Annotated in this window: 14 protein-coding genes; 6 read left to right on the top strand and 8 right to left on the bottom strand. The window is 39.6% G+C overall.

The genetic code is table 11. The features are described 5' to 3' along the window. Window positions 1-17 precede the first annotated feature (17 nt). Window positions 18-677 (top strand): adenylate kinase, encoded by a 660-nt coding sequence (adk, locus tag B9T33_RS10235; protein ID WP_086178805.1) that lies wholly within the window; start codon window positions 18-20, stop codon window positions 675-677. An 85-nt stretch (window positions 678-762) separates the two neighbouring features. Beyond that, the gene (locus B9T33_RS10230) at window positions 763-978 is read left to right on the top strand and encodes a hypothetical protein (RefSeq protein ID WP_086178804.1); all 216 of its coding nucleotides are present in this window, start codon (window positions 763-765) and stop codon (window positions 976-978) included. Between the two features lie 51 nt (window positions 979-1029). Here B9T33_RS10230 and nth read toward each other — a convergent pair whose 3' ends face one another. Next, window positions 1030-1704: an endonuclease III gene (gene nth / locus B9T33_RS10225; RefSeq protein WP_086178911.1), complete on the bottom strand. Its 675-nt coding sequence runs from the start codon at window positions 1702-1704 to the stop codon at window positions 1030-1032. Between the two features lie 17 nt (window positions 1705-1721). Continuing rightward, complete coding sequence (locus tag B9T33_RS10220) at window positions 1722-2516, bottom strand: RnfABCDGE type electron transport complex subunit B (RefSeq protein WP_086178803.1); 795 nt, start codon at window positions 2514-2516, stop codon at window positions 1722-1724. 333 nt (window positions 2517-2849) lie between these two features. Here B9T33_RS10220 and gdhA point away from each other — a divergent pair, with 333 nt between their 5' ends. Continuing rightward, the gene (gene gdhA / locus B9T33_RS10215) at window positions 2850-4193 is read left to right on the top strand and encodes an NADP-specific glutamate dehydrogenase (protein ID WP_086178802.1); all 1344 of its coding nucleotides are present in this window, start codon (window positions 2850-2852) and stop codon (window positions 4191-4193) included. Window positions 4194-4350: 157 nt separating this feature from the next. Here gdhA and B9T33_RS10210 read toward each other — a convergent pair whose 3' ends face one another. From B9T33_RS10210 to rlmH, 3 genes are all read right to left on the bottom strand, one after another. Next, on the bottom strand, window positions 4351-5127 hold the full coding sequence (locus tag B9T33_RS10210) for a DUF4377 domain-containing protein (protein ID WP_086178801.1): 777 nt from the start codon (window positions 5125-5127) through the stop codon (window positions 4351-4353). A 153-nt stretch (window positions 5128-5280) separates the two neighbouring features. Further along, complete coding sequence (locus tag B9T33_RS10205; RefSeq protein ID WP_086178800.1) at window positions 5281-6057, bottom strand: DODA-type extradiol aromatic ring-opening family dioxygenase; 777 nt, start codon at window positions 6055-6057, stop codon at window positions 5281-5283. 118 nt (window positions 6058-6175) lie between these two features. After that, window positions 6176-6658 (bottom strand): 23S rRNA (pseudouridine(1915)-N(3))-methyltransferase RlmH, encoded by a 483-nt coding sequence (gene rlmH, locus B9T33_RS10200; RefSeq protein WP_086178799.1) that lies wholly within the window; start codon window positions 6656-6658, stop codon window positions 6176-6178. 154 nt (window positions 6659-6812) lie between these two features. On the opposite strand from rlmH, the gene B9T33_RS10195 reads away from it, so the two are divergent. Further along, complete coding sequence (locus tag B9T33_RS10195) at window positions 6813-7781, top strand: M20/M25/M40 family metallo-hydrolase (RefSeq protein WP_086178798.1); 969 nt, start codon at window positions 6813-6815, stop codon at window positions 7779-7781. Between the two features lie 633 nt (window positions 7782-8414). On the opposite strand, the gene B9T33_RS10190 is transcribed toward B9T33_RS10195, so the two are convergent. The 3 genes from B9T33_RS10190 to B9T33_RS10180 all read right to left on the bottom strand — a co-directional run bounded on the left by B9T33_RS10190 (window position 8415) and on the right by B9T33_RS10180 (window position 12159). Continuing rightward, window positions 8415-8792: a VOC family protein gene (locus B9T33_RS10190; RefSeq protein WP_086178797.1), complete on the bottom strand. Its 378-nt coding sequence runs from the start codon at window positions 8790-8792 to the stop codon at window positions 8415-8417. A 206-nt stretch (window positions 8793-8998) separates the two neighbouring features. Continuing rightward, window positions 8999-11425: an endopeptidase La gene (gene lon, locus B9T33_RS10185; protein ID WP_086178796.1), complete on the bottom strand. Its 2427-nt coding sequence runs from the start codon at window positions 11423-11425 to the stop codon at window positions 8999-9001. A gap of 146 nt (window positions 11426-11571) precedes the next feature. Next, window positions 11572-12159 (bottom strand): 5-formyltetrahydrofolate cyclo-ligase, encoded by a 588-nt coding sequence (locus tag B9T33_RS10180; protein ID WP_086178795.1) that lies wholly within the window; start codon window positions 12157-12159, stop codon window positions 11572-11574. Between the two features lie 317 nt (window positions 12160-12476). Between B9T33_RS10180 and B9T33_RS10175 the strand changes: the two genes are divergently transcribed. Continuing rightward, window positions 12477-13331 carry an OmpA family protein gene (locus B9T33_RS10175; protein ID WP_086178794.1) on the top strand — a complete coding sequence of 285 codons (855 nt, stop codon included), beginning with the start codon at window positions 12477-12479 and terminating at the stop codon, window positions 13329-13331. 40 nt (window positions 13332-13371) lie between these two features. Further along, window positions 13372-13987 (top strand): BapA/Bap/LapF family prefix-like domain-containing protein (locus B9T33_RS10170; protein WP_143224009.1); only part of this gene is annotated, 616 nt, incomplete at its 3' end.

Here is a 13987-nt window from a genome sequence, read left to right as displayed (position 1 = left end):
AATGAGGATGTTTTTTTATGCGCATTATTTTACTCGGACCACCTGGAGCAGGTAAAGGTACACAAGCTCAGTTGATCTGTAAGCGCTACGATATCCCACAAATTTCAACCGGTGATATGCTCCGTGCTGCAATTCGTGAAGGTACTGAATTAGGTCTACAAGCTAAAAGTGTCATGGATAATGGGGGTCTTGTATCTGATGAGCTCATTATTGGTCTTGTAAAAGAACGTATTGCTCAACCTGATTGCGTAAACGGCTGCATTTTTGACGGTTTCCCACGTACGATTCCTCAAGCTGAAGCACTTGAAAATGAAGGCATCAACATCGATCACGTTATCGAAATTGATGTACCTGACGAAGAAATCGTGCAACGTCTTTCTGGTCGTCGTCAACACCCTGCATCTGGTCGTGTTTATCACACCGTTTACAACCCACCAAAAGTGGAAGGTAAAGATGACGAAACTGGTGAAGACCTTGTTCAACGTCCAGATGACCAAGAAGCGACAATTCGTAAGCGTTTAGGTTCTTACCACACTGAAACTGAGCAACTTGTTGGTTTCTACCAAGGTCGTGCAGCTTCTGGTGAAAATGCACCAACTTACGATAAATTAAATGGTTTACGTCCAATTGACCAAGTTCAAACTGACTTGTTTGCAATTCTAGACCAGTCTAAATAATTCATTTTTGAATTTTTGACAATTAAGGAGTCCTACTGCATAGTGGGACTCCTTTTTTAATGTGTATATGTAGGACGATCTGATCATGAAAGTTGTGTTGGTTTTAATGGTGATCGTCGCAATTGCGGTGTTATTAGGCTTGTTATTTGTGAGCTTTAAAATGCTGCGTAAGGTACAAGTTGAAGAAGCTCAGCAAGGTCGAACAACGAAAAAAGAATATCAGTTACATCCGAAATTAAAGCAAGAATTAGAGCAAAAGCAGCGTCAAAAAATACAAGATAAGCAAGATTCAGCAGATTAAATAATAAATTTCAACAACTATTTCAGCTTCCAAAAAACGATATAGACGTGACTAAGCGTCTATATTGGTCACTTTAATTGGGCGTGCAGCGCCAAATTCAAAACGGTCTGGCCAGTTGCAGACATCTGAAACAATACATTCACCACATTTCGGTTTGCGGGCAATACAGGTATAGCGCCCATGCAGAATCAACCAATGATGTGAATCAACAATAAACTCTTTGGGGATGACTTTGACGAGTCGATGTTCAACTTCCAAGACATTTTTGCCGACAGCTAATCCTGTACGATTACCTAAACGGAATATATGGGTATCCACAGCCATCGTGGGTTGACCAAAGGCTGTATTGAGCACCACATTGGCAGTTTTACGCCCGACACCAGGTAATGCCTCTAAATCTGTACGATTGTTCGGAACGACGCTGTTGTGCTTCTCTATGAGCATTTTACAGGCTTTGATGACGTTCTCGGCTTTAGAATTATATAAACCAATGGTTTTAATATATTTCTTTAAACCATCGACACCTAAGGCATAAATGGTTTCTGGGGTATTTGCCACTGGAAAGAGCTTATCTGTGGCTTTATTGACACTAACATCTGTAGCCTGAGCAGAAAGTGTCACGGCAACCAATAGCTCAAATGGACTGCTGTAATTTAGTTCAGTTTTAGGGTTGGGACGTTGTTCTCTTAAGCGTTCAAAAAAGGTTTGAATTTGCTTTTTGGTCATATTTTTTACAGTCACGATTAAGCTCCCTGTAACTGTGCTAATTGAGCAGTGAGCGTGTTTAATAAATCACGTTTTTTGGCATCTTCACGCACACTCAATTGTTTTTCTAATTTCTTAATTTGTGTACGAATTTTTGCAAGTTCAATCGTAGTTTTTGCGTCTAAATTTGTTGTTGGTGTACTTGGTTTTTCGGTGATTTCTATATTTGGTACTGCATTGGTTTGTAACGAAAAACGTGCAAAAAGATCGGTGTCAATTTCGGCACGTACGACTGGGCCTTTACGGTTAATTCGACGTTTTTCTTCACGTTGTATATGGGCATAATATCGACGACGCAAGTCATTTTGTTCCACTATGCGTGCGCTTTCCACAGGTACAGATTGAACGTCTTCAACAAGGTCAATACAGTCGACTGGGCAAGGAGGGATACACAGCTCACAGCCCGTACACAAATCCGCTAAAATACTATGCATGAGTTTGCCAGATCCAATAATCGCATCGACAGGGCATGCACTAATGCATTTGGTGCAACCGATACATTCATCTTCACGAATGACCGCTTTAACGCGTTGTGGTCGACCATCCACTTGGACTGGCCACACACTTTCCTCAGCAACTAGATATTCGCGCTGTAACAAAGCAGCAAGGGCATCGGCTACTGGTTGACCACCAGGAACACATTTGTTGGCTTCTTCACCTTCACTGATAGCTTTGGCATAGGGCAGACATCCATCACGGTGACCGCATAAGCCGCACTGAGTTTGTGGCAATAAGGCATCAATTTGTTGGATGAGTGAAATTTCAGAAGTCATGTGTAGTCAAATTGCAACAAGAAAGGCTGGGAAATAAAGCAGAGCCATGAATTTTAGCACGTTTTCACCCAGATTACCTGTGCGCAAAAATAGGTCGTCTTATGCATCATAAACGAGCAAAAATGCTCATTTATATATTACTAAAAGTTATTTGATATATAATAAAGAAGACTGCTTGATCAATTTAAATCTATGTTCTTTATGGAAATTAAAGATTTTTGAAAAAAACTATTGCCCATTGGTTGCAAAAGATATTTAATATTTTGCGCCAAAATATATCTTTGATCAAAATTGTGAACAGTTTTGATCCATCCATCTGCTGAGGATTAAGCGTTGAAATATAACAGCCTTAACGACTTCCTAGATTACGTTAAAACACGTGACGAACATCAACCTGAATTTCTTCAAGCTGTTGAAGAAGTAATGACTAGCCTTTGGCCATTCATTGAAAAGAATCCTGAATATGCCGACTACGGTCTGCTTGAGCGTCTTGTAGAGCCTGAACGTGCAATTCAATTCCGTGTTTCTTGGGTAGATGACAAAGGTCAAACACAAGTTAACCGTGCTTTCCGTGTTCAATACAACTCAGCAATTGGTCCATTCAAAGGTGGTATGCGTTTCCACCCTTCAGTGAACCTTTCAATTCTTAAATTCTTAGGTTTTGAACAAACTTTCAAAAATGCTTTGACTACATTGCCTATGGGCGGTGGTAAAGGTGGTTCAGACTTTGACCCTAAAGGTAAGTCTGAAGGCGAAATCATGCGTTTCTGCCAAGCTTTAATGATCGAGTTGTATCGTCATCTTGGTTCTAACACAGATATTCCTGCGGGCGATATCGGTGTAGGTGGCCGTGAAGTTGGCTACATGGCTGGTATGATGAAAAAACTCAGCAATGACACAGCTTGCGTATTCACTGGTAAAGGTTTGACTTTCGGTGGTTCATTGGCTCGTCCAGAAGCAACAGGTTTCGGTACAGTTTATTTTGCTGAAGAAATGTTGAAAACTCGTGGTGATAGCTTTAAAGATAAAGTTGTAGCCATTTCTGGTTCAGGTAACGTAGCTCAATATGCTGCTGAAAAAGCAATGTATTTAGGTGCGAAAGTGGTTTCACTTTCTGACTCTAACGGTTCTGTATACGTAAAAGATGGTTTCACAACTGAACTTCTTGCTGAAGTGATGGAACTTAAAAACGTTAAACGTGGTCGTATTTCAGAATTCGCGTCTAAACACGGTTTTGAATACCTTGAAGGCAAGCGTCCTTGGTCAATCAAATGTGATATCGCACTTCCATGTGCTACACAAAATGAATTAGATGAAGAAGATGCTGTAACACTTCTTGCAAACGGTGCAATCTGTGTTGCTGAAGGTGCAAACATGCCTTCTACTTTGGCTGCTGTTGAGAAATTCGTTGAAGCGAAAATTCTTTATGCACCAGGTAAAGCGTCTAACGCAGGTGGTGTTGCGACTTCTGGTCTTGAAATGTCTCAAAACGCAATTCGTTTAGGTTGGACTTTTGAAGAAGTTGACGAACGTCTGCATGCGATTATGAAAGAAATTCACCGCAACTGCGTAAAATACGGTACTGAAGCTGACGGTACTGTGAACTATGTAAATGGTGCGAACATTGCAGGCTTCGTAAAAGTAGCTGACGCAATGCTTTCACAAGGCGTTTACTAAGTTCTACTTAGGTTGAACTAAAAAACCGAGGCATTCGCCTCGGTTTTTTTATGTTTGAATATCTAGCTATAACAACCTGAAATATAAGTGACGAATGTTCATCAACACATATTAAAAATAGATATCTACAGTTCTATATTCATTATTTAAATGCATATTAGAGCGTGCCTTTGACTGCTTCACGCTCAACAGCCATATCGTAGATATAGGCGTAATTAGATTGATCTGCGGCTGGGTTTTTACGCTCAAAGCGTTTAACGCGAATAATTTGGCGTTCCGATGCGCTATGGGTAAAACCTTCGATTTGATCGTAAAATAAGGTCCAGTCTTTATCAACTTGGGTTTTCACGCCATTGTCTGCATATTTTACTTCACGCACTTGTAAGCATGTTTGCGGCGCAACGCCAGTACATTTCTTCGTTTCTGGACTGATTTCTAAGAAAATCGTTTCGCCCTGTGAACTATAAAGCGTTTCAGGTGTCATTTTTCCTGTAAAGACGAGTTTTTCACCAGTAGACGAAATGATGGTGAGTGTTGGATTTTGCGTATCCGTAGTGTTTAGGACAAATGGTGCTTTACGATTGCTAAAGAGGGCAGAAGCAACACCTTCTTGTTTCATGGCATTTGTTTCGCACGCCATTTGAGTTGCCATGATATTGCCCGTGCTGATGAGGTTGTTTTCAACTTTCCATGAAGTTGACATACCATTACAACTGGTGGCAATACTTAAGGTGCCGTTGTCATTAAAGTTTAAAACGAGAGGTTTTGGCGCATTTTCTGTGTTTGTGCTCCATTGATAAGAAGCAAGGGTTTTATCGGCATTTTGTTGTTGTAAAACACTCACAGCTAAATCTCCAGCTTTTTGAATATCACTTGATTGACAAGCTGCAAGGGCTAAAGGGAAGAGCGCAATCGCTAAATATTTAAGTTTCATTAGGCAAATAATTCTTTGTTTGAATGACGTGTTGATCTTAACCTATTCATTTTAAAATAATATGAATACATTCCATACGATTAAGTATCAAAATGTATCCATAAATATTTATTTGTTAACTTATAAATATATTTTATCTATAAGTGGTTTGGATTAGTCAAATCGATAAAGGTCCATACCAAGTGAGCCCATACTAAAACTACTATGTACGACTGAAAAACGTGACCCTCCACCCATTGCGAAAAATAATGGGGCAAAGTGCTCAATGGTTGGGTGATTACGTTGTACGTGTGGAATGCTTTGCCAATCTAAAACGGCATCATAATCTTGATGGGTGAGTTTGCTCACGACGTAATTGCGGAAGCTAGAGGCCCACTCTGGGACAGATGCATGACGACCATCCCAAGCCAGTTCACGTAAATTGTGAGTGATACTGCCTGAGCCAATGAGCAATATTTGTTGATCACGTAAAGGTGCGAGGGTTTGCCCAATTTTGTAAATTTCTTGAGCACTCATTGTCATAGGCAGCGATATTTCCACCACAGGAATATCTGCTTCTGGGTACATATGTAATAACGGCATCCATACACCATGGTCTCGTGGTCGCGTACTGTTGGCATGCGCAGCTAGACCCGCATCGGCAAGTAACTGTAGTATTTCCTCAGCAAGCTTAGGATTCCCTGGTGCTGGATAGCGTATTTCATAAAGTTCTGCTGGGAAGCCACGAAAGTCGTGCCACGTGTCGGGACGATTGCTGGTACTAACTTCGAGTACATTACTTTCCCAATGTGCAGACATGACAATAATGGCTTGTGGCTTAGGCAGATTGAGACTTAAACGTTCCAGCGCAGGACCCACTTGCTCAGGATTGAGTGCAAGCATAGGTGAGCCATGGGAAATAAATAAACTTGGAAGTGTTTGTAAATTCATAGCAACCGCCGGAACTAAGTGGAAAGAATAGTACTATTTTGCTGTATTAAAAAACGTTGAACAATTCATAGAAACTCAACGGTTTGTTCTATAAATGCGACGCATGTTCAGACTAATTTTATCCAGCACGATGATAAGGATGATTGTGATTAATACTCATCGCACGGTAGAGTTGTTCAATTAACATGACACGAACCATCGGGTGGGGCAAGGTCAATTTAGATAAAGACCAATGCCATGCAGCTGCTTTACGTACGGCTTCTGAATGCCCATCAGGACCTCCAATCGCCAAGACCACATCATTACCTTCAAGCATCCAACCTTTCATGGTTTCAGCTAACTTTTCGGTACTGAATTCTCTGCCACCGACTTCAAGAGCAATCAAAACTTCATTGCCTTTCATGGCATTTAAAATACTGTCACCTTCAATTTGACGATATTTTAAAATGTCGGCTTCCGAATCATTTTTACCGCGTTTCGCCATGGGTAATTCAATAATTTGGGTTTGCACAAAGGGTTGAATCCGCTTGAAATAATCTTCAAAGCCCGTGAGTACCCATGCTGGCATTTTTTGACCAATGGTCAGAATACGGATTTTCATACAACGCCTGAAATGATGCAAAGTCATTATTATAACGGTTCAGTACTACTTTGTAATATCAGACACAATTTGCAATTGAAATCGTGATTTAGTTGCTGCTTAAATACCCAACATATACGTTGCAAATCTAGATTGAAAAATTGGAATAATAACAATGACACATTTACAAAGTACTCGTCGGCTTTGCTTACACTTATTCAGCTTTATGGCATTTTTGACCGCTTATTTGTTGCCATTTTCTGCACAGGCAAATAGTTTAAAAACAGCTGAGCCTGCTAATTTGAAAGTCTACTTGGAGCAAATTATTGGCAGTGAAAGTGAATACCGCAATTATAAAAATATTCAAGAGCTCAACCGCGTGTCAGCTTGGATACGTGAGCAAATGCGCTTGTTTGGTGTGAATTGTAGTTTTCAAACCTATACGGTGAACAGTCTGCCTTATCGTAACGTGGTATGTCCGCTCAATGCAGGGCATAGTAACAAAGTGATTCTTGGTGCGCATTATGATGTTTTTGAAGAGCAGCATGGTGCCGATGACAATGCTTCAGGTGTTGCGGGTGTATTGGAAGCTGCACGTATTTTGGCGGCAGAAAAGTCACGTTTAAAACAAAATGTCGAATTCGTTTTTTATACCTTAGAAGAACCCCCTTATTTTAGAACTGAATATATGGGGAGTTATGTACATGCCAAATCAGTCGCTAAAAGCAAAGATAAAATTAGTGGCGTATATATTTTAGAAATGATTGGTTATTTTGATAGTAAAGCAAAGCAAGATTATCCAGTGGGTTTGAAATGGATTTATCCATCCCATAGCAATTTTATTGCAGCAGTGGGCAATCTTCAGTCTAGAGATTTGACAGCATCGTATTGCAATGCGATGGGAGAATTAAATCAGCTACAGTGTGAGCGTTTAATTTCACCTTCGTTTATTCAAGGTGTCGATTTTTCAGATCATATGAATTATTGGGAGTTTGAAATGCCTGCGATGATGATTACAGATACAGCATTTTATCGTAATAAGCATTATCACACTGAACAAGATACTTTGGATAAATTGAATTTGGATAAAATGGCTCAGGTTATTGATGGTGTGGTGAAAATGGTGCTAGACCTTAAAAAGTAAGCAGATTTTGTTAGAAAGTGTAAAGACATAAAAAACGCAGCCCTGAAAGCCTTTGGACTGCGATAAAAGGTCATCTACCTGGAGATGTAGATGACCATTTGGACTTAGACAAATTAATACTAAGTGCCGAATAGATTAGAAACATACAGCGTGTATACATCTACAATATTAGATGGGGGAGCAATCCATTTTTTCAAGCTAATGATTGCGGTAATTTTCACTGTTAAAGTGTTTGGATTTTCATGCTGAATAGATACACGACTCAGAATGAGAAGATGGATCTTTCATCTGTCCAATTAGATTAAGCATAGTTTAGTGATATGGCCTATTGGTCAAATCTAAACTTGATTTGAAAACAATGTTCTCTAAAGCGCATATATAGATTTAATCTACACTTAAATTGTATTTTTACAAATATTTGTTCACAAGTTAAACGGTAAATTTAGCAATGGAAGAAGCAAAGCTATTTAAATTGGGCAATCAGCATTCTATTATTTTGTAAAAATTTATAAAATGATGCTGAAATGTTTATCGACATCTCATGTCAATATGCCTGTCATAATCAACACGACAGGCATAATTTAGAAAAAGGGCATATCTGGAAATTGTGTCGCTAAGACTCGCAGTAAAACCTTATTTCATTGAGTGAACGCCAAATAAATTACCTTCAGTATCTACAGCTAAAACAATTTGACCAAACTCTCCAATTGACATTTTAGCTTGATGAATGGTGCCGCCCGCTGCTTCTATACGACTTTGTTCGATCGCGCAATCTTCACTACTAAAGTAAATCAATGTGCTATTGCCACCAGCAGAGATACCATCCACTTTGACCAATGCACCAGAAGTACCATATTGGTTCATGTCTGAGGGAAATGACCACATGATCATACTTGTATCAGCTGGATTGCTGAGTTGGCTCAGTTGAATATTTAATACAGTTTCATAAAACTTCTTGGCGCTGTCCATATCATCGACATACATTTCAAACCAGCAAACAGGATTTAGCATCGTACTCTTCCTTTTCGAATTTGAATTATTTGAAAAACAGTCAATTTTAATTATGCGTGAGCCGTGTAGATGCAATCTTTATTTATTGTAAGATTGAGTGTTAATTTTTAAATGCTGTTGTGGATCAAAAAACTTTGAATATTAATTAATTGATTTAGAAGGTAAAAAAAAGCCCTGCAAGCAGGACTTTTTTATTGTTGAAATACTTAATGACGTGCGGCTTTTCCGCCTTCAGATGCTTTGACAATCGGCGCTTTGACCAATGGTTTAGGCATATCAACAAGAGCTAAAGGTAGAATTTCATCGATTGATTTAACCGGTTTAATTTCTAAACCTTCTTTAACGTTTTCTGGAATTTCAGCCAAATCACGTACGTTTTCTTGTGGAATGAAGACTAACTTGATACCGCCACGGTGTGCAGCAAGCAGTTTCTCTTTTAGGCCACCAATGCGCATTGCACGACCACCCAAGCTGGTTTCACCTGTCATTGCGATATCTGGACGAATCGCGATACCTGTGAATGCTGAAACGAGGGCTGTAGTCAGAGCCAGACCTGCTGATGGACCATCTTTCGGTGTCGCACCTTCAGGTAAGTGAACATGGACATCCGTTTCTTCAAAACGAGCCGCTTCAATCCCAAGTTCATCTGCACGTGTACGTACGACAGTCATTGCAGCGGTAATAGACTCTTTCATTACATCACCAAGTGAACCTGTTGTAATGAATTTACCTTTACCTTTGACAGCTGCAACTTCAATAGTCAGTAATTCACCACCAACAGAAGTCCAAGCAAGACCATTCACGCGACCCACTTGTGCTTCTTCTTCAGCCATACCGAAGTCGAATTTGTGCGGACCTAAGTAGTCAGGAAGATTTTTCGAATTGACTTCAATTTGAAGATTTTTCGATTTTTTGCTGACTGCTTCTTTCACAACTTTACGTGCAATTTTCGACACTTCACGTTCAAGGCTACGTACACCAGCTTCACGTGTATAACGCTGTACGATGTCGCGAATTGCTTCTTCATGAACAGTCAATTCTTTGGCACGTAGACCATTGTTCTTAATTGCTTTAGGAACAAGGTAGCGCTCAGCGATATTGATCTTTTCATCTTCAGTATAACCCGGTAGACGAATAACTTCCATACGGTCAAGTAATGCCTCAGGAATGTTCATGCTATTTGCAGTACAGATAAACATCACTTCAGATAGATCGAGATCAAGATCTAAGTAATGATCATTGAACTTACTGTTTTGTGATGGATCCAATACTTCAAGTAAAGCCGAAGCAGGGTCGCCGCGGTAGTCTTGTGCCATTTTGTCAATTTCGTCGAGTAAGAACAGTGGGTTCTTCACGCCAACTTTAGACAGTGATTGCACAATTTTACCTGGCATCGCACCAATGTAGGTACGACGGTGACCACGAATTTCCGCCTCATCACGTACACCACCAAGTGCCATACGGACAAACTCACGACCTGTCGCTTTCGCTACAGACTCACCTAGAGAGGTTTTACCCACACCCGGAGGACCAACCAAACATAAAATTGGGCCTTTGAGTTTTTTCACACGTGACTGTACTGCAAGGTATTCCACAATGCGGTCTTTCACGTCGTCTAAACCATAGTGGTCTGCGTCCAGAATATCTTGAGCTTTAGCAAGGTTAATGCTCACTTTGCTCGCTTTATTCCAAGGCGTATCTAGAATTACTTCTAAGTAATTACGCACCACGGCAGCTTCACTTGAAGCAGGCTGCATTGCTTTAAGCTTACGGAATTCATTTTCAGCCTTTTTACGTACATGTTCAGGTAAATCGGCTTCAGCTAGGCGTTTTTCAATCTCTGCAACGTCGTCTTCTGCACCACCATTCATGTCGGAAAGTTCGCGCTGAATGACCTTCATTTTTTCATTTAAGAAGTATTCACGCTGATTCTTTTCCATTTGGCGTTTTACAGAATCATGTAATGTTTGTTCAATTTGCTGTTCTTCTGACTGTTGTAGTAAATAAGTCATCAGTTCAGTTAAATGCGCTTCAAACTCATCGTGTTCAAGGAATTTTTGCTTGATATCGATGTTTAATGGCACTCGTGTCGCAACGAAAAATAATAATTGAAGTAAGTCATCAATTTTATTTGCTGCAGCAATAAGTTCGCGTGCATTTCGAAGTTTCGCTTCTGCATATTGAGCGAAAAGGGCACGTAATTCTTCAACACGTGTTTGTTGAGTGTCAGCATCAATTGTGACAGTCATTGGGCTTAACGAGTGCTCAGCGGTGAGGTATTCATCTGTATCGATGATTTTCTCAAGTTTGGCACGGTGTAAGCCTTCAATTAATACTTTTATACAGTTTTCATCATTCTCATGATTCACAACTTGCACAATCTTCGCGACAGTACCGTATTGATATAAATTGTCGTGATCAATTTCTTCTGTTAGCGAATCTTTTTGTGCAACTACAAATACTAGATTGTCACTGTCACGTGCGACATTGACTGCATTGATCGATTTCTCGCGACCCACAAACAGCGCAATTTGCATGTGAGGATATACAACCACATCTCGTAGCGCTAAAAGCGGTAATACGCTTGGAATTGTTGTTTCCAAGCTTTCTTCATTCATAATAATCTCAGACATGGGCACTCCTAATGAGTGACAACGGTGTTGCCATGTTTTTATAGTGATGTGTATTTTTTAAATTACAAGGGTAAGGCGAATTAAAATCTATAAAAAATGACTAAATATTTGATTTTAAAGTGTTGGTTTGCTTCAAAAATAACAAATTAGCGTTTAAAGCGTAACAGTTGAGAAGGGGTTAACAGGGCATCTAAAGGCTGGTCCCAAGTTTCCCGCTTTAATGTTTCATTAATCAATTGAAAGTCATGTGCAAGACCTAGGCGATAGGGCTGAGTGGGTGCAGTCGCAAGGGTCTTATCATAAAAACCGCCACCCATCCCAATCCGCGTGCCGAAGTGATCACAAGCAAGTAAAGGTAAAATAAGTAGATCTAAATGGGCGACATGTTGACCACGACTGGCCATCGGTTCTTTCATGCCCAGTGGGTGATGAGAAAATCGTTGGTTGCAATATTGGTTGCGTGTAATTTCGACCCACACCAATTGTTGATTCATACTACAAATCATCGGTAAATATACATGTTTGTTATGGTTCAAGCAGTAATGAATGATTTTACTGGTATGAATTTCACCAAATGCATGCAGGTAAATGCCAATATGTTTCGCGTGTTGGAACGGACTAAACCTGATTAAGCGCTGTAAAATTTGATACTCGGATTGTAATTGCGGATGCTTGGGGACCTGTCGACGTTGACGGCGTAATTGAGCACGTAAGGTTTGAGTATTCAACTGCATGGCTTAAGTAGAAAAAATAAGGTTAAGTATATTTTATCGCGTTGCTGTCCAAAAGTCTGAAATTGATAAAACTTAATATTTACACGGAATTATTATCGTTCAGCTATTTTAATAAGTCTCATTCTACTACTTCTGAGTGTTGTCAATTGGTTTTTAATTTTTGGTGAAAAATCGTCAAATAAGCTGAATATTTATTGTGAACAAAAGTGTGATTGATTTCGCTTTTTATGGTTATTTGGGTTACTTTTTTGTGTTTTTTTGTTTATGATATTGGGGTGAATAATTATTTAATAGAACGTTAATCGGAGTTTTTTTGTATGTTTAAAATGCCGTTATTAGTGAGTGCTGTGTCGTTGGGGATGGTTGCTTGTGTCTCAAATCAATATTCACAACCGACAAATTTACGTTTTCAAAAAGAACAAGCTGAAAATAGCCAAAAGATTCAGGTCAAACGTGATGCTGCGCTTTGTGCCGAAGATACAGCAGATCAACAAAACTGTCCGATTGAGTTTTATATAGACAGTATTCAAGCAGGCACTTTTTATATTAATAATTCAGCGAATTATCAATTAAAACCAGAGAATTATAATTTTAAAGTGAAAAACTGTACCACAGATACATGTCAAAGCTGTGATGTGGACTTAAACCCTGAAAAGTTGACTTCACGCGACTTTACACTTTCTGTGGATGCAGAAGGTAAACCTTTTATTTCTAATGCTGGGCAAGCTTTAATTTGTAAGACAGAAGATAAACCTCCTGTTTTAGCTACACAAGAAACCACAATGCAGGTCAATTTATCAGCCGATACCTTGTTTAAATTTAATGGTTCTTCATTAAATGACTTATTGCCAAAAGGCCGCCAAGAGGTCGTTGATTTAGCTTCTAAAATTACTTCTGGTTATGCCACTGTACGAGAAATTAAATTGGTCGGACATACTGACCGTTTAGGTAATGATCAATATAACCAAAAACTTGGTCAAAGCCGTGCAGATACTGTACGCAACCTGTTGGTTCAAAATGGTGTGGCTGCGAATGTCGTAAGCACTGCAAGTGCAGGTGAACAACAGCCTGTGACAGATGGTTGCTTTGCTGTAAAAGAGCGCGAAGCATTAAAAGCTTGCTTACAACCAGATCGTCGTGTAACTGTTGAAATCACAGGTATTGCTAAGTAATTAACATTTAAAAAATTAATACAGTCATTGTAGGTAAAGTATGTCTAATTTTATTGTTATTGAAAAAGACTCATTAAGTAAATCAACGGTTAATTCTGCGAATATCACATTAACCGAAGCGTCTATTGTTCACACCAAAATGCATCGCGATGATGTGGCTGAGTTTATCCGTGATGGCAATAACTTGGTACTAAAACTCAAAAATGGTGAAGTTGTTGTTATTGAAAACTTCTTTGTTCAATACGACGAAGTTGCTTCGGACTTAGTGTTTGAAGAAGATAACTGTGCTCTATATTGGTTTGATGGGGTATCCGGTTTTAAAGATATTCCGGGACTGGAGGCGTTATTACCAGCAGTCGAAGGCAGTAAATTAATTGGCCTTTTACCTTGGATCGTCGGTGGTGGTTTAGTTGCTGGGGGAATTATTGCAGCGACGGATGATGATGACGAGTCAAATGAAGATGTTCCAGCTGCACCGAATAAGCCACCAGTTGCTGAAAATGATACAGTGACCACGGAGCACGGTACGCCAGTTGAGAAGAACATCCTTACAAACGATACTGACCCTGAAAATGATCCATTAGTGTTAAAAGACTTCACTGTTGGGGATAAAACTTATCAGCCAGGTGAAACGGCTGAACTTCCAGGCGTAGGAA

The organism is Acinetobacter sp. ANC 5054 (assembly GCF_002135295.1).
Lineage (GTDB): Bacteria > Pseudomonadota > Gammaproteobacteria > Pseudomonadales > Moraxellaceae > Acinetobacter.
Note: the sequence above shows the minus strand (reverse complement) of the source record. Positions and strands in the feature narration are given on the sequence as shown.

Bases quoted from the DNA above. Each gene is read 5' to 3' on its own strand.
- adk (WP_086178805.1), top strand. From the start codon at position 18: ATGCGCATTATTTTACTCGGACCACCTGGAGCAGGTAAAGGTACACAA.
- B9T33_RS10230 (WP_086178804.1), top strand. From the start codon at position 763: ATGAAAGTTGTGTTGGTTTTAATGGTGATCGTCGCAATTGCGGTGTTA.
- nth (WP_086178911.1), bottom strand. From the start codon at position 1,704: ATGACCAAAAAGCAAATTCAAACCTTTTTTGAACGCTTAAGAGAACAA.
- B9T33_RS10220 (WP_086178803.1), bottom strand. From the start codon at position 2,516: ATGACTTCTGAAATTTCACTCATCCAACAAATTGATGCCTTATTGCCA.
- B9T33_RS10210 (WP_086178801.1), bottom strand. From the start codon at position 5,127: ATGAAACTTAAATATTTAGCGATTGCGCTCTTCCCTTTAGCCCTTGCA.
- B9T33_RS10205 (WP_086178800.1), bottom strand. From the start codon at position 6,057: ATGAATTTACAAACACTTCCAAGTTTATTTATTTCCCATGGCTCACCT.
- rlmH (WP_086178799.1), bottom strand. From the start codon at position 6,658: ATGAAAATCCGTATTCTGACCATTGGTCAAAAAATGCCAGCATGGGTA.
- B9T33_RS10195 (WP_086178798.1), top strand. From the start codon at position 6,813: ATGACACATTTACAAAGTACTCGTCGGCTTTGCTTACACTTATTCAGC.
- B9T33_RS10190 (WP_086178797.1), bottom strand. From the start codon at position 8,792: ATGCTAAATCCTGTTTGCTGGTTTGAAATGTATGTCGATGATATGGAC.
- lon (WP_086178796.1), bottom strand. From the start codon at position 11,425: ATGTCTGAGATTATTATGAATGAAGAAAGCTTGGAAACAACAATTCCA.
- B9T33_RS10180 (WP_086178795.1), bottom strand. From the start codon at position 12,159: ATGCAGTTGAATACTCAAACCTTACGTGCTCAATTACGCCGTCAACGT.
- B9T33_RS10175 (WP_086178794.1), top strand. From the start codon at position 12,477: ATGTTTAAAATGCCGTTATTAGTGAGTGCTGTGTCGTTGGGGATGGTT.